The sequence below is a fragment of the Pseudobacter sp. genome, from assembly GCF_051955275.1.
In the GTDB taxonomy this organism is placed as follows: Bacteria; Bacteroidota; Bacteroidia; order Chitinophagales; family Chitinophagaceae; genus Pseudobacter.
On record NZ_JBQCGW010000019.1, the window covers coordinates 17795 to 34469 of the forward strand.

The following is a 16675-nucleotide window of genomic DNA, read 5'->3' on the forward strand; positions in this document are numbered from 1 at the left end:
CTTTGTAAACTTATATTGCCATCGATCAATTGTTTCAACTCCACTTAATTGAAGAGGATGAATATCTGCAATCGTGTAAGATTTTTTTTTCTGATCCTGTTCCCGCTGGCCGGACATAGTATTCATGCACAGGATAGTTTGTATCAGAACAGTTTTCCGTTACAGGATGTCCGGTTGCTGGATGGACCTTTCAAACGAGCCAGGGACCTTAATCTCCGCGTATTGATGGAATATGATACAGACAGGCTGCTGGCACCATTCAGAAAAGAAGCAGGACTGCCCGCCCGGGCTACCGGTTATCCGAACTGGGAGGGATTGGATGGGCATGTGGGAGGACATTATTTATCCGCACTTGCCATGCACTATTCCGCTACGGGGGATGCAGCATGCAGAAAGCGCATGGAATATATGATCTCGGAACTGCAAGCCTGCCAGCAGGAAAACAACAGGCGTCATCCTGACTGGGGCTATGGTTATGTGGGGGGCGTACCAAACAGCGACAGCATCTGGTCTGCCTTGAAAAAAGGACAGTTCCAGGCTTACAGGGCCGCCTGGGTACCCTGGTATAACCTGCATAAGCTCTATGCCGGGCTCCGTGATGCCTGGTTATACACCGGCAACCAGCAAGCCAAAGCGTTGTTCCTTTCCTTTTGCGATTGGGGTACCGGCATCGTTTCCGGATTGACGGAAGCTCAGATGCAATCGATGCTTGATACGGAACATGGTGGAATGAATGAAGTGATGGCTGATGCTTACCAGATGACCGGTGATGAAAAATACCTGAAGGCCGCCAAGCGGTTTTCGCACCAGATGCTGCTGAACCCGATGGCGGCGGGTACAGACAACCTGGATAACAAACATGCCAACACCCAGGTGCCGAAAGCGGTGGGGTTCCAGCGAATAGGTGAATTGTCGCAGGACAGTATTTACAAAAGAGCAGGAAGTTTCTTCTGGAAAACGGTCACGCATAACCGAACTGTTGCTTTTGGTGGCAACAGCAGGAGGGAATTCTTCCCGGCAAGGTCTGCCAGTATGGATATGGTTACGGATGTGGAAGGACCGGAGTCCTGTAATTCCAACAATATGCTCAAACTGACGGAGGACCTGTTTCGCGCTTCTCCTTCCGCAGCTTATATGGATTATTACGAAAGAACCCTGTACAACCATATACTTTCTACACAACATCCCGTTCATGGCGGATATGTTTATTTTACACCGCTTCGCCCAAGGCATTACCGGGTGTATTCCGCTCCCAACCAGGCGATGTGGTGCTGTGTAGGTACCGGCATGGAAAATCACGGCCAATATAACAGGCTTATATATACGCACCTGCATGATTCCCTGTACGTAAATCTTTTTGCGGCTTCGGAACTGGATTGGAAAGCCAAAAAGATCGTGATCAGGCAGGAAACGGATTTTCCGGCGGCAGAACAGACAAGACTATCGGTCCGCTCCGGCTCTGGCCGGTTCACAATGATGGTGCGTTATCCCGGATGGGTGAAGGAGGGGGCGTTAAAAATCCTTGTAAACGGAAGGTCTGTAAGCTTCACGCAGCATCCTGCTTCTTATGTAGCCATCAGCAGAACATGGAAAAAAGGGGATATTGTTCAGGTATTCCTGCCCATGCACAATTCGATAGAGCAGTTGCCCAATGTTCCCGAGTATATGGCCATCCTGCATGGCCCCATTTTACTGGGGGCCAGAACAGGTACGGAAAAGCTGAGTGGACTGGTAGCCGATGATGGCCGCTGGTCGCATATTGCCGGGGGAGAGAAATTACCGGTTGATAAAGCCCCGATCCTGGTAACGGACAGCCTGGCCCGGGTGATAAACGGATTGCGTCCGGTAAGTGGGCGTCCCCTGCATTTCACATTCCCGGAGCTTAACATGATCAACCCTGCAAAGATAGAGCTGGAGCCGTTTTACGGAATTCACGATTCACGGTATATGATCTACTGGATGGCATTGAGCAAAGACCAGTACAAGGGGTATCTCGATTCGCTGGCATCCGTGGAGCAGGCGCGTTTGGCCCTGGAAAAACGGACCATTGATTTCATTGCTCCCGGTGAGCAGCAACCGGAAGCGGATCATATACTCCGGCAGGAAGGTTCCCGGTCCGGCAATAGCATGGATGCTTTCTGGCGTGAGGCTTCCAATGGCGGCTACTTCAGTTACCAGATGGAAACAAAAAAAGAGGAGGAACTGACGCTGAGGCTGCGCTATTGGGGCAGCGAATGGGGCAACAGGAGCTTTGAGATTTTGATCGATGACCAGCGGCTGGCGACCGAGAACAATACCGGCCGGTGGAATCAGTCGGCCTTCTTCGATATTGAGTATCCCATTCCCACCGCAATGGTGAAAGGAAAAGAGTTTGTGCGGGTGAAATTCCAATCCTTACCGGGTTCAACGGCTGGCAGGATCTATTATGTCAGATTGCTGAAACGCTGAGCAGCGCCAGGCTACTGGGCTACCGGATGATCAGGTTCAACAGGAGCACTCCTGCCAGTCCGGTGATGGAAATAGTGGTTTCCATGATGGTCCACGACAGGAATGTCTGTTTCAGCGAAAGGTTGAAGAATTCTTTGAACATCCAGAAACCGGAATCATTGATATGCGAACCGAACACGCTGCCGGCGCCCACTGCCAGCACCATCAGTTCCGGAGATACACCTCCGGCTGCCACCAGTGGCGTAACCACGCCAGCTGCTGTGATACCTGCAACGGTTGCGGATCCGATGGCTACTCTCAGTAATGCGGTGATCACCCAGGCGAATACCAGGGGAGGCATTTGCCATTTCTCACTGAAAGATGCAATGTACCTGTCTGTGCCACTGTCCTGCAATACCTGTTTAAAGATCCCGCCTGCAGTTATGATCAATAATATAACAGCAATGCCTGCAATAGCTTCATTCAGCCACTTCATGACTGTTTCCATTGTTTTGCCATTCCTGATCCCGAAATACCAGATCGCAACGGAAGTTGCCAGCAGCAACGCAATGGTAGGATCACCGGCAAACAATATGATCTTTCTCAGGATGGTGTCGGGCATACAACCCGCCGCTATCACTGCAACGGTGATGAGGATAACGGGCAGCAGTCCAATGAGAAAGCTGGGAATTGCCGCCGGTAATGCTTTTGCTGTATTTTTTTCTTCCGATAAAAAGAAGGTTTGAATATTTACTTTGATGCGTTTCATGAGTCCGCCCAATAATGGCCCTGCCACGATCACTACCGGTATGGTGATCATCAGTCCATATACCAGCGTTTTTCCAACGTCTGCCTGAAATGATCTCACCAGGAATACCGGGCTGGGGTGGGGAGGCAGGAAGCAGTGTGTAGTGGATAAGGATGCTGCCATGGGGATGGCAACATACAACAGGGGTAATCCTGCTTTTCTGGCGATGGAAAACACCAGGGGTACCAGTATCACAAATCCTGCATTATAGTACAATGGCAGACCTATCAGAAAACCGGTGAGCAGAACGGCCCACTGGATATTCTTTTGTCCGAACACACGGATCAGTGTAACCGAAATCCTTTCTGCGGCACCGCTGATCTCCAGTATTTTTCCCAGGATGGCTCCCAGGCAAATGATCAGGGCAAGCCCGCCTAAAGTATTACCAACGCCTTTCTCCATGGATGCAATGATCTTCATGGGTTCCATGCCCAGGAAAAGTCCGGATAGTATCGCAACAAAAAGCAGGGACAGGAAAGGGCTTACTTTTTTATAAGTGAGGAAGATCTGAAGGCAAATGGCAAGAAATACAACAAGAAGCTCCATAGTGATGCAAGGTTCGTTCTGAAGATGAACAATTGGTATTTATCAGCCTACTGTATTTACCAGTGTACCAATATAGTCAATTGTTATTTTAATTTCATCTCCGGATTTCAGGGTGAAGTCATTTCCCGGAACGATACCGGTTCCTGTCATGATCAGGCAGCCATGGGGAAATGTGCATTCACGGAACACATATCCCACCAGTTCCTGCAGGGACCGTTTCATCTGGCTGATGGCGATCCTGTCAGTGAAGGCAAGCGTGTTATCCCTGTTGATCTCGAGCTGGATCATAGTGTTGCCATTGAGCGGTTCTTCGGTAAGATAGATGCAGGGGCCTATGGCTGCACAGGCATCGTAGGTTTTAGCCTGTGGCAGGTACAGTGGGTTTTCTCCTTCGATGCTCCTGCTGCTCATATCATTGCCAATGGTATATCCGATTATCTTTCCAGATGTGGTTACTACCAGGGTCAGTTCGGGTTCCGGCACATCCCAGGTGGAATCTTTCCGGATCTTCACTTTATCTCCGGTGCCCACAATGCGGTTGGGGGTTGCCTTGAAAAAAACTTCAGGCCTTTCTGCTTCATAGACCTTTGCATAAAAATCCGCTCCGCCGGATAATTTCGATTCTTCCTGCCGCCCGACTTTACTGCGGAGGTAAGTAACGCCGCATGCCCACAGTTCCTGTCTGCCAACAGGAGCCAGGATCACCGAATCGGTCAGGGATGTTTTTTTGGCACCATGACCGGAGGCCAGTAAGGCATGAACTGTTTTCAGCAGGTTGTCGTCATTGATGAAATTATCCCAGTCCTGTACCTGGAATTCAAAAAATCCGTCTTCGTTTTCTATTATAACACCATTTCTTGTTTTATATAGTTTCATTTGTTTTTGGGGTTTTTAGTGTAAATCCCGCGATACGCTATCTCCTGATTTACCCTGTAAAATATCCAGGTCGGCGCCCAGGTGCGCTTGCTGCACATGATCAATGTAAATTTTCACGTACCCTCTGTGAGCCATGGGGGCGGGTGGAACCCAGGCTGCCCTTCTGGCCTGTAATTCATCCTCACTGACGTCCAGGTGCAATCTTCTTTGCTCCACATCCAGTTCAATCATATCTCCGTTCTGTACAAACGCCAGTGTGCCACCGATGGCCGACTCGGGTGATACATGCAATATCACGGTGCCAGCGGCGGTGCCACTCATTCTGCCATCTGAGATGCGGATCATATCTGTGATGCCTTTGCGTAATAATTTTTCCGGCAGGTCAACATTGCCAACTTCGGGCATGCCCGGATAACCAACCGGACCAACGGTTTTCAGAACGATCACACAATGCTCATCGATATCCAGATCCGGATCGTCTATACGTGCATGGTAGTCTTCCATGGTTTCAAAGACTACGGCTCTTCCGCGATGCCTGATCAATTCTTTTGAGGCGGCTGATAATTTGATGATGGCCCCATCTTCACATAAGTTCCCTTTCAGCACAGCGATCCCTGCATTGTGCTGCAGGGGCTTGTCAACGGAGGCAATGACATCCCGGTTATAACAGACGGTTTTGGCGTAGTTCTCGCCGATCGTTCTCCCGTTGGCCGTTATCATTTCATTGTGCAGGTATTCTTTCATCTCATTCATAATTACAGGTAATCCGCCGGCATAATAGAAATCTTCCATCAGGTATTCACCGGAAGGTTTCAGATTGGCCAGTAAAGGAATCCTGCTGCCGATATGATCGAAATCCTCCAGGTTCAATGTTACTCCGATCCTTCCGGCGATGGCCTGCAAATGAATGAGGAAATTGGTGGAGCCGCCGATGGCGGCATTGATAACGATAGAATTTTCAAAAGCTTTGCGGGTAAGGATCTTCGAGAGTTTCAGATCTTCTTTCACCATTTCCACGATCCTTCTTCCACTCAGCTGCGCCATCACTTTTTTTCTGGCGTCCACTGCTGGTATTGATGCTGCGCCTGGCAGTGTGAGGCCCAGTGCTTCCACCATGCAGGCCATGGTGGAGGCGGTTCCCATGCTCATGCAATGTCCCTGGCTTCTGGCGGTACCGATCTCTGCTTCGAGGATATCTTCCGGAGTATAGTTCTCATTCAGTTTTTTTTCTTTTACCATCCAGTTGAATGTACCCGAGCCAAGGCATTCTCCTTTGAACCTTCCATTCAACATAGGACCTCCCGGAACAACAATGGTTGGCAGGTCCACGCTGCAGGCTCCCATTACAGTACTGGGGGTGGTTTTATCGCAGCCTGTCAGCAGCACCACGCCATCCAGGGGGTTGGCGCGGATGCTTTCTTCCGTATCCATGCTCACCAGGTTGCGGAACAACATGGTGGTGGGTTTCATGATGGTTTCTCCTAAAGACATTACGGGGAATTCGAGGGGGAACCCACCTGCCTCAATCACTCCACGCTTCACTATTTCCGCGAAATCCCTGAGATGGCCATTGCAGGGGGTCAGCTCGCTCCAGGTATTGCAGATACCTATTACCGGGCGGCCCCGGAAATAGTCGTCCGGGTAACCCTGGTTACGTAACCATGAGCGGTGCACGAATCCCATCTTATCATCTTTGCCAAACCAGTCGAGGCTTCTTAGTTTTCTGCTCATCTCTTATAGTTTTAGGGTTTCATTTTCTTCATTTATTCGATGTCTCCGGTAGACCAGTTACCATTGATCAGGCGGTGGATGTTTAGTGTGTTTTTATCCTGTAATGCCGGTGGCAATAGCTGTTGAGGCAGATTCTGATAACAGACCGGTCTGGTGAAACGGTAAATGGCTGCTGTGCCAACAGAGGTTGTTTTGCTGTCTGTAGTGGAAGGCCACGGACCTCCGTGCACCATTGCATTGCCTACTTCCACACCGGTGGGGAAGCCATTGATAACAACCCGTCCGGCCTTCTGTTCCAGGAGGTCAAGCAGTTCTTTGTATTCAATTAATTCTTCAACGGTGCCATGAACAGTGGCCGTGATATGGCCTGCAAGATCGCGGGCAATGTTCAGCATTTCATTTTTTGAACTGGCTGATACCACGATGCCGGTTGGTCCAAACACTTCTTCCGTTAATGCAGGATTGTTTTTCAGTACCTGGCTGCTGGTGTTCATCAGCACCGGTACGGCCTGGTTTGCACTATTGCCGGATATGGTTGCGGACACAGCGAGTTGTTCAACACCGCCGGTGGCCAGGTGATGTTGAACACCTGCATTGTAGCTGTTCAGTATCCGGGGTGTCAGCATCACGCCACCGCTGGTTCTTTCAAAGGCTGACCGGAGGAGTTGCAGCAGATCATCTTCCTGTTTTTGATGGATCATCAATCCAGGATTGGTGCAGAACTGGCCAACGCCCACGGTTACTGAAGCAGCATAAGCCGCAGCTATTTCGGCTGCTCTCTCTCTGGCTGCCCCGGGTAATATGAAAACAGGATTGGTGCTTCCCATTTCCGCGTAAACAGGAATGGGTTCAGGTCTGCCTGCTGCAATATCGAACAATGCCTTGCCGGCTTTGAAGGATCCCGTGAAACCGACAGCTTTTATGAGCGGATGTTTTACCAGTTGAATGCCAGACTCTATACCATCATCAAAGAGTAAGGAAAAAATTCCATCAGGCATGCCCGTACTTTTCGCGGCGGTCTGAATGAGTTCACCCACTATCGCTGAGGTGGCAGGGTGGGCGGGATGGGCTTTCACCACAACCGTGCAACCTGCTGCAAAAGCAGAGATGGTATCACCGCCGGCGACTGAAAAGGCCAGCGGAAAATTGCTGGCGCCAAACACCACTACCGGACCAAGGGGAATATGTAAGGAACGTATATCGGGTTTTGGCAAGGGTGTTCTGTCCGGATCTCCCGTATCGATCCTTGCATTTACCCAGGACCCTTCCCGCAGCAGTGTTGCGAACATTTTTATCTGGTTCACCGTTCGCATTCTTTCTCCTTCGATCCTGGCGGGAGGAAGGCCTGTTTCGCGACAGCATACTTTTATCAGCTCTTCTCCGCTGTTTGCAATTGCTTCTGCCAGCGCAGACAGGAAAACGGCTTTTTCCGCGCCATCCATTTTCCGGTATACCTGAAAGGCAGCAGCAGCCCTGTCTGCTGCCAGGTTGATCTCTTCCGGTGTGGCCTTATGGAAAAGATATTCTGTATTACGTTGCTCAGCAGGATCGAAAGAATAAAAAGTTTCTTTTCCCCTGGCTGAGTATCCGAACCCTATAATTTGCTCGCCTTTTATCATGGATGTTCTTTCGTTTATTGTATGCCGTTATATCCTCTTTTGACAGTACTTGTTTATGGCGTGTCCCAGAAGACCCTTGAACTTAATTTGTCGCCACCTATAGCTGCTGCCGCTTCGTTGTAATTAGCGGTATTGGCGGACGCTTCCAGGTCGGGATAGGAAAGCCTTCTTGCAAATCCGGGCGCGCCCAATGCACCAGGAACAGGATTGGGGGTTAATGCAGGCAGGCCGGTCCTTCTGAAATTGGCGAAAGCTTCTGTGCCGTTCCTGATATTAACGATCCAGTATTGGGTATTGATGAGATCGAGTGCCTCAGCAGATGAATAAGCCACATCAGGATGGGCGAGATATGTATTTACATCTGTGTTGGAAATGGGAGTGGTGCCAGGATATAAGGCATAGGTTGCCATGTCGGCGATGATGGCATTTTCATAATAGGTCTTAGCCTGCGCATCGCCACCCGGTATCCATCCTCTCTTAGCAGCTTCAGCCAGCAACAGGGAGGTTTGAGCATAGGTGACCCAGAATTCAGGAACGCCTGGTGCGGCGATGATATTGACGTTGAACTGGGAGTAGTTGAGACCGGATCCGCGGGCTCCCCGGTAGGGACTGCCTGTTGCCAGGATCTGATCGCTGGTTACGCCGATAGGTGCGCCAAACTGATTGGCCAGTGTTACATCCGGGCTCAGGTTATTGGCGATGGCGCCGGGGTCGGCATACTGAGCGATCATGAATTTGGCACGCGGATCAGCGGTGGACTTCAACTGGTTCACAAATGGCTCTGCCGCATAATGGAATTGAGAGAAATTGCGCAAGGCGAGGTTATCCTGCTGCGCAAAAACAGTTCCATCATTCTTTACAAAGGCGTTATCTGCATTGGAAGTCATTACGCCTCCTGTAAAAGCTTCCGAAACAATACTGGCTGCTTTTGTGGGGTTGATCTTGGAGTAGCGCATGCCCAATCGTAGTAATAAAGAGTTGCCTAATTTTTTCCATTTTGCCACCTGGTCCGCTGCATTGCCGGTTTTGGTGGAAGGCTGGGCATTGGTACCGTAAAACAGATCAGCGGAAATGAACTCACCAGAGGGGTTCAAAGCGGCTATAGATTCTTTGAGCTCCTTGTACAGGTCTTCATAGATGGCAGCATCATCATCATATTTGGGAAAGAACTTAGCATCCGATACTGCTTTTCCTGCTTCGGAGTAAGGAATATCTCCGTAGTTGTCAACCAGGCCCATGAACACCTGTGCTTTCCAGATGCGGATGATGCTTTGTAAATTCACTCGGGGGCTGTTCGGTCCGAGCAGGTTCAAAGCCTGGATAAGGTTTTTGACGGGGGGCGCGTTCCCATTGGCCAGTGTGGCATTGCCCGTGTTGGCGTATGACTGTTCCCATTTGGTATTGCTGTTTCCGTCAATATCCTGATAAAAACTGAAGCCGGCATTGGCGCCTGTATTGTATGGCACCACAAATTGCTGCACAATGATATGTTCCGCATTCCAGGTGCCGATATGGTTCCTTTGCGCTCCTGCAAACAGGAGGGCGGGATCAACGGAAATCACACCGTAAGGATTTTTATTTATTTCTTCGAAGTCCTTGTCGCATGCCGCAAAGCAGGTAACCAGGCTGATAAGGATCAATCGGTTTATTATTTTCAGCATATCGTTAGAATTTGACATTTAAGGTTAGGTTGTAATTCCGTGTGGTTGGCAATGCCGAATTTTCATAACCGGCCCTGGTATCACCTGATGACTGGATGGCTTCAGGATCCAGGCCTGGCAGGTCTTTGTAGAGAATGGCCGCATTGCGGCAGGAGGCAGATACGGTAAGGCCTTTCACGAATTTCAACCAGTCGGCTTTTTTGACAAGGTTTGAAAAATTATATGACAGGGATATGTTCCTGAGTTTTACAAAATCAGATTTGAATGTGAAAGGGTCACCGATCTGGTTGTTCCTGTAATCTGTCCAGAAATTCTGTAACCCATTATTGGCAACAGTGACCACATTTTTGTTGGCGGTGCCGGTAACTTCATCGATGCCGGGGAAAATATATCCGTTTTCGCGGCCTTCCAGAGACAGTTTGCTATGTCCCTGCCTGGTCATGTTAAGCAGTGTGGAAGACAATACGGTGCCTCCGAATTTATAATCGATATGTACTCCCAGGCTGAGGTTCTTGTAAGTGAAGTTATTGTTCCATCCACCAGTGAATTTGGGGATGGAGCTTCCTACCGGAATGAAGCCGGTGGTGATACCTTTCAGATTGCCGTTGGAGGGAAGTGGCCGGCCGATGGTTACACCGCTGCCGCTTACGAGGATCTCACCTTTGTCGTTCCTTCTGTACGTCCTGGTATACAGCTGGTTCATGGCTAGCCCTTCCGTATACCTGATCTCGCCCAGGAACTCATTACCCGTGCCATTGAAATAGAGCAGGAGAATGGAACCGCTGGGGTTACCTACATTGAGTACTTTGGTTTTGAGATAAGCGTTGTTCCAGGAGGTGGTCCAGGTGAAATTTTTATTCTGCACCGGTTTATATTCGATCAGTGTTTCCAGGCCACTGTTCTTCAGGGAGGCTGCGTTCTGTTTTGAAGTGGCATAACCCGAAGCCGTGGAAAGGTTCACATCTATGATCTGGTCGGTGGTCACTTTGTCAAATACGGCAATGTCCAGCATCAGCCTGTTGTTGAACAATCTTGTTTCGAGCCCTATTTCTTTTTCGGTTACTGTAAAGGGTTGTAAGAAGGGGTTGGGAGCTGCTGTTCCGTTAACGCTGGCCAGGGTCTGACCATTGAACAGGTTGGCACCAAGCCCGTAGATCAGCTGACCATCATATGGGTTCACCAGCGCCACGCTGCCTACCTGTGCCCAGGAGGCCCTTAATTTACCGTAGGAAAGCCAGGTCTGGTTCTTCAACAGTTCGGAGAATACAAAACTTCCCGATACAGATGAATAGAATTTGCTGTTATTATCCGGGTGCAAAATGGAAAACCAGTCATTCCTTCCTGTAGCGCTGAGGTACAGGAAATTCCTGAAGCCGATATCGAGTGTGCCATACAGTGAGTTCACGCGTTGCTGGCTGTAGTTGAACCCATCGTTAGTGCCTTTTACGGTACCATTCCTGTAAGAGTAAAGATTGGGCACGGTGAAGTTGGTAGCCGTTTGAACGGTGTTCTTCCATTCAGATCTCAGGGTATTGCCACCAAAACCGGCATCAACGGAGAAATCTCCGATGCGGTTGCTGGTTCCCAGCAGGAAGTCTGCATTGATATCTGTGGTAGTGGTTTGATTCAGGTTGTAATTGCCCCTGTAGGTGATGGTAGGAGTGGTAGTGGCGATCACGGTGTTGGCACCTGTGCCGTTGAGTGAGTTCCATTCAGCGAAGCTCTCACTATGGTCGTAGTTGAACCTGCCCTGTGCATATAACCAGCTGGCCACATCATACCGTAAGGTAGCAGTACCCAGCAAGCGGTTCCTGTCTTCTTTATATTTCTGTCCGTTCTGCAACGCAAAGTAAGGATTGTTGACGGTGCCCTGGAAACCGCTTGTTTTCCATTCCGCTCCTGTGGCGGGATCTTTGGCATGTTCCCTGTATGCTTCAATGGGTGTGGAAATGGGCATCCTGTTGAAGAAGTTGACAGCGCCATCTCCCTGTGTGCCTATCTGCGGCGGGTTGATATAATCCTCATCTGCGTAGTTGATGTTCAGCAGAAATTTGAGTTTTTCAATTAGCGTTTGATTGATGCCAACGTTGAAGATCCTTCTCTTGTATTCATTGGAAGGCACAATACCTTTGGAGTTGGTGGTGGAGATGGATGCCCTGAAACTGCCATTGGCACCACCGCCTGATAAGCCAAGTGTATTGGTAAAGTTGGTTCCTGTTTGCAGGAAATCGAACAGTTGATGAGGGTATGCGGAATAGGGCCTCGATACGCCATCGTAGTTGATGGTGGGCACGCCATCGAGTTTGGCTCCCCAACCGAACTGGCCGTTGCCTTGGATCTGTTCGGCGGTGGTGAATTTCTGTCCGCCCTGTCCCTGACCATATTCGGTCTGAACAATTTCATCCATGAAGTTCAGTGCTCTTGAGGCGGTATAGCTGGAGGTGAAGTCCACGCCGATGCCCTGATTTTTCTGACCGGATTTGGTAGTGATGATGATGGCTCCGCGCGCTGCCCTTGATCCATACAGGGCGGCTGCTGCAGCGCCTTTCAGTACGGTCATGCTTTCAATATCATCCGGGTTGATATTGGCGAGGTTGTCTCCGCGGTCGCGCGATTGATCGCGGCCTTCGGCAAACCTGGCTCCCTGGTCTATAGGTAGGCCGTTAATAACCAGGAGGGGGGAGTTGTCAGCGCCGGAGAAACCAACCTGTCCGCGGATGCGGATCTGGTTACTGGCTCCTGCACCTGCCGCCGGAGGAGTGATATTGAGGCCTGCCACTCTGCCTTCCAGTGCTTCTCCCACATTGGCGGTCCTGTTTTTGACCAACTCATCCGGGTTGACATTGGTGGTGGCGTAGCCCAGTTTTTTGGATGCTCTTCTGACACCAAGGGCGGTTACGATCACTTCGTTGTAATCCGTTCCGTCGCCTTTGAACAAGCTTATAGAAATATCGTTCCTGCCACTTACCGGCACTTCCAGCGTGGCAAATCCTATATAACTTATGATCAGGATATCATTGGCTCCTGCATTGATGGAGAAGCTTCCTGATGCATTTGTTGACGTGGCCCTGGAAGTACCTTTTACAGTTACCGTAGCTCCGTCAACAGGCTTCTTTTCATTATCGAGTACTTTACCTGTCACCTTCTGGGCATTGGCGCCTGCAGTGATCAGCATGAGCAGTAAAAAAAGAAAAAACAGTCGGGGTTTGCCTGGCGAAAACGCAGGTAAGGTTTTTTTCTTCATATAAGCAAGTTGTTTCGTAATTAAAGTAGCCCTAAGTGCGGCTTTTGCATTACAATATTGTTATATAAACACTGCAAAAACTTCCAAAATAACCCGTTGTTGGATTTTGTACAAAATGCTTGTTGATTTGGCAGATATTTATTCTGTCAATGGACGTATATTTAATTGCCAACGATTGCTGATGAGTCAATTTCTATTACGAAATGATCATTCCCCTGAACTTGAGCATTTTGTGCATATCCTTGAGTTTGCGCAAAAGAAGAACAGTTCTATTCATCTGAACTCCTTTACCGACGCCACTTCCAGCTATCTCCGCATTTATTATATCCTCGAAGGAAGGTTTGATTGGGTTATCAATGAAAAATTATATACGCTTTATCCTAATGATCTTGGTGTTATACTTCCGGGCCATCAACTCTGTGCGGAAAAAGGATACCTGGATATAGGAGCACTTTACTGGCTTCATCTGCAATTGCCCATGCCTGAGAGAACAAATATAACCTCATCCGGAGCATGGAGCCAGATCTCCGCGCAGGAGCTGGTTTCGGTGAAAAAAATGTTGTTCCAGGATGCCACGCCTGTGCTTTCCAGTGTACCCGATGCGGGCACCATCTTCAATTCCCTGCGGAACGAATTGTTCAACCAGGAGATCGGCTATGTTACCAGGGTGAACCAGCTGCTGGATGAACTGCTGATCCTGCTGACAAGAAAGTATGCCCAGCAGGAGAACCCGCAACGCGATTTTCCCCAGACTTTTTTAAAACTGGAAGAAACGCTGAGGAAAGACCTGTCTCATCCCTGGACGGTAGAAGAGATGGCGGCACTGGTAGGTTTGGGAACTACGGCGTTCAGTGATAAGGTAAAAAAATTCACCGGATTTTCCCCTATGAACTACCTGATCAATATCAGGATCTCGGAGGCGATCCGCTTATTGAAGAAGCCGGAAGTGCAGGTAACGGATATAGCCCTGGATACAGGATTTTATTCTTCACAGCATTTTGCCACCACCTTCAAAAAGCTAACCGGACATACGCCCAGTCAATTCCGGAAAAACAATACTTAAACGCTTTGCCATGACATCCAACAAAAAATGCATCATCACCATTGAGATCGGAACAAATGCGGTAAGGGTTGTTGCGTTTGATCTTTCGGGTAAGACCATCGCGTCCATGAAAGGCTCTTATCCCACGTTTCATGCACAGCCTGATTTCAGTGAGCAGGACCCTGAGCAGATCTTCATTACGTTGCTGTATGTTTTGAAGAACCTCCTGAATGAACATATACATCCTGAAAAGATTCAGGTGACCAGTATTTGTTTCAGTGCTTCCATGCACAGTGTGCTGCCTATCAACAAAAGCGGTACTCCTCTGGGCAATGCCATTACCTGGGCTGATAACCGCGCCAGGAAGGAAGTTGCTCTTTTAAAAGGCTCTTCCGATGGTAACCAAATATATATGGCAACGGGCACTCCCATGCATCCCATGTCCCCATTGTTCAAGATCGCATGGCTCAAGAATAATGATAAAGAAAGGTTCAGCAATACCAGTAAGTTCATACAGCTGAAAACTTATATCATCCATCAACTGACAGGTGAGTACCTGATAGATTACAGCCTGGCGTCGGCAACCGGATTGTTGAATATTCATACCATCAAATGGGAGGAAGCCGCTTTATCATATGCAGGTATCAATAAAAGTATGCTTGCAGACCCCGTACCTGTTTTTACTTCCTGTGGCAAGCTGAAAAAGGCATATCAGAATTCATTGGGCCTTACTGCTGCCACACAGCTGATCGTTGGCAGCAGCGATGGTTGCCTTGCCACCCTGGGAGCAGGTGTGTGGGATGGAAATAAGGCTACTATCACCATTGAAGACAGTGGAGCGGTGCGGGTGATCGGGAAAAAGGTGTTGAATGATACGCAACAGCGTTTCTTCAATTACCTGCTCACTGAAAACTGTTATGTATCCGGTGGGCCTACCAATAGCGGCGGCATCATCTTCGAATGGTTCGCCAAACAATTCGGGGATTTTAAATATGCATATGACCTGGAGCATACCATGAAAGATCTGATTGCCATTGCTACCAAGGTGGAAGCCGGTGCCGATGGATTGCTGTTCCTGCCTTACCTGCTTGGCGAACGGGCCCCTATCTGGGATGCCAATGCAAGAGGTGTGTATTTCGGCATCAATATCAAGCATGAACGAAAACATTTTATCAGGGCAGTTATAGAAGGGATCTTATTCGAAATATACAGCATCGGAAAAATACTCGAAGAACACAGTACTATCAAAAGCCTGTCCATTAATGGAAGCTTTGCTTCCATTCCTCTCTGTGCACAGATCATTGCCGATATGTTCAATAAACCGGTCAGCATCAGCCAGCATAATTACAGTGTTGGTGCCGGCGCATACCTGTTAAGCGCTACTGAGATGGGGATCTTTAAAAGCCTGGATGAAGCGGCCAGGAGCATTGAGCTGACGGAAGAGTATTTCCCCAAGAAAAATATCAACGGTATTTACAGGAAGCATTTTGAAATCTTTGAAATGCTGAGCACTAAACTGAAACCCGATTTTGAAAATGTAGTCAACCTGCAATAGGCATAGCTTAAATACTCCTGATGTATGGCAGTTAAAAATAAACCTTATTCTGTTTTTTGTTATACCGCTGCATTGCTCTTCCTGCTGCTTTTTTCGTACACCACCGTCCGGCAACTGCATAACTGGTCAGGCATCCTGCTGGCCCTGTTCTTTGTGTTCACGGCTATGGCATTCCGCGCGAGCCTTGCCCTGAAAGGGTATTGGTACAGTGTGGTGATCCTTGCTGTGGCCAGTATTGCCATGTACTATCCGCAATATTTCTTATCGGTGGGCGGAAAGAATGCATCCTTCTTCATTCCCATTCTTTTACAGGTGATCATGTTTGGAATGGGAACTGAATTGAGCCTTAAAGATTTTGCACAGGTGATGCGCATGCCTAAAGGGGTGTTCATTGGTACGGCCTGTCATTATATCATCATGCCCCTGGTTGGATTTGCAGTAGCGCATCTGTTCAGTTTCCCAAACGAGATAGCGGCGGGTATCATCCTCATTGGTTGTTGCCCAAGCGGACTTGCGTCCAATGTTATGTGTTACCTGGCAAAGGCAAATCTTGCCCTATCCGTTTCCGTTACTACCATCTCCACATTGCTGGCGCCATTCCTGACCCCGCTGCTGATGAAATTCCTGGGAGGAAGGTATGTTGAGATCGATCTCTGGGCAATGGTATGGGATATCACAAAAATTGTGATCCTGCCGATTGCTGCCGGCCTGGCATTTCATTACCTGGTAAGAGGAAAGGTCAAATGGCTGGATAAGATCATGCCGGTGATCTCCATGGTGGGCATAGCGCTGGTGCTGCTGGTGATCACGGCGGCGGGGCGAGATAATCTGCTGAAGATCGGAGGGCTGCTGATCATCGCCACCTTCATTCATAATGTGTCCGGTTATTTTCTCGGTTACTGGTCTGCCCGGGTATTCAGGTTCCCCGAAAAGGATTGCAGGACCATCGCCCTGGAAGTAGGGATGCAAAATGCGGGGCTTGCTTCCGCACTGGCAAGAGGAATGGGCAAAATAGCTACTGTCGGGCTGGCTTCCGTGATCTTCGGAACCATGATGAATGTGACCGGTTCTTCCCTCGCCAGCTGGTGGCATAGCCGTCCGCCACGTGATGAAGAAACGGAAAAAGGATAGTCCTGAAATAAATTTTACATCATTAAAATATCAAC

General features: G+C 49.0%; 10 protein-coding genes. 4 read left to right on the top strand and 6 right to left on the bottom strand.

Annotated elements, in window-relative coordinates; genetic code table 11:
• Positions 1-57: 57 nt before the first annotated feature.
• Positions 58-2448: a beta-L-arabinofuranosidase domain-containing protein gene (locus ACTHMC_RS02320; RefSeq protein WP_440410463.1), complete on the top strand. Its 2391-nt coding sequence runs from the start codon at positions 58-60 to the stop codon at positions 2446-2448.
• Positions 2449-2467: 19 nt separating this feature from the next.
• On the opposite strand, the gene ACTHMC_RS02325 is transcribed toward ACTHMC_RS02320, so the two are convergent.
• The 6 genes from ACTHMC_RS02325 to ACTHMC_RS02350 are packed head-to-tail and all read right to left on the bottom strand — an operon-like array spanning position 2468 to position 12912.
• Positions 2468-3781 carry a gluconate:H+ symporter gene (locus tag ACTHMC_RS02325; protein ID WP_440410464.1) on the bottom strand — a complete coding sequence of 438 codons (1314 nt, stop codon included), beginning with the start codon at positions 3779-3781 and terminating at the stop codon, positions 2468-2470.
• A gap of 42 nt (positions 3782-3823) precedes the next feature.
• On the bottom strand, positions 3824-4657 hold the full coding sequence (locus tag ACTHMC_RS02330; protein WP_440410465.1) for a fumarylacetoacetate hydrolase family protein: 834 nt from the start codon (positions 4655-4657) through the stop codon (positions 3824-3826).
• A 15-nt stretch (positions 4658-4672) separates the two neighbouring features.
• Positions 4673-6388: an IlvD/Edd family dehydratase gene (locus tag ACTHMC_RS02335; protein ID WP_440410466.1), complete on the bottom strand. Its 1716-nt coding sequence runs from the start codon at positions 6386-6388 to the stop codon at positions 4673-4675.
• 32 nt (positions 6389-6420) lie between these two features.
• Positions 6421-8007, bottom strand: a complete 1587-nt coding sequence (locus ACTHMC_RS02340) for an aldehyde dehydrogenase (NADP(+)) (RefSeq protein WP_440410468.1) — start codon at positions 8005-8007, stop codon at positions 6421-6423.
• 53 nt (positions 8008-8060) lie between these two features.
• Positions 8061-9668 (bottom strand): SusD/RagB family nutrient-binding outer membrane lipoprotein, encoded by a 1608-nt coding sequence (locus ACTHMC_RS02345; protein ID WP_440410469.1) that lies wholly within the window; start codon positions 9666-9668, stop codon positions 8061-8063.
• 4 nt (positions 9669-9672) lie between these two features.
• Complete coding sequence (locus tag ACTHMC_RS02350) at positions 9673-12912, bottom strand: SusC/RagA family TonB-linked outer membrane protein (RefSeq protein ID WP_440410470.1); 3240 nt, start codon at positions 12910-12912, stop codon at positions 9673-9675.
• 181 nt (positions 12913-13093) lie between these two features.
• On the opposite strand from ACTHMC_RS02350, the gene ACTHMC_RS02355 reads away from it, so the two are divergent.
• Genes ACTHMC_RS02355 through ACTHMC_RS02365 form a run of 3 tightly spaced genes read left to right on the top strand, consistent with a single transcriptional unit; the run spans position 13094 to position 16640 of the window.
• The gene (locus ACTHMC_RS02355) at positions 13094-13975 is read left to right on the top strand and encodes an AraC family transcriptional regulator (RefSeq protein WP_440410472.1); all 882 of its coding nucleotides are present in this window, start codon (positions 13094-13096) and stop codon (positions 13973-13975) included.
• Between the two features lie 10 nt (positions 13976-13985).
• Positions 13986-15509 carry a gluconokinase gene (locus tag ACTHMC_RS02360; protein WP_440410473.1) on the top strand — a complete coding sequence of 508 codons (1524 nt, stop codon included), beginning with the start codon at positions 13986-13988 and terminating at the stop codon, positions 15507-15509.
• Between the two features lie 24 nt (positions 15510-15533).
• Entirely contained in the window at positions 15534-16640 is a 1107-nt protein-coding gene (locus ACTHMC_RS02365) for a bile acid:sodium symporter family protein (RefSeq protein WP_440410474.1), read from the top strand.
• Positions 16641-16675: the final 35 nt, after the last annotated feature.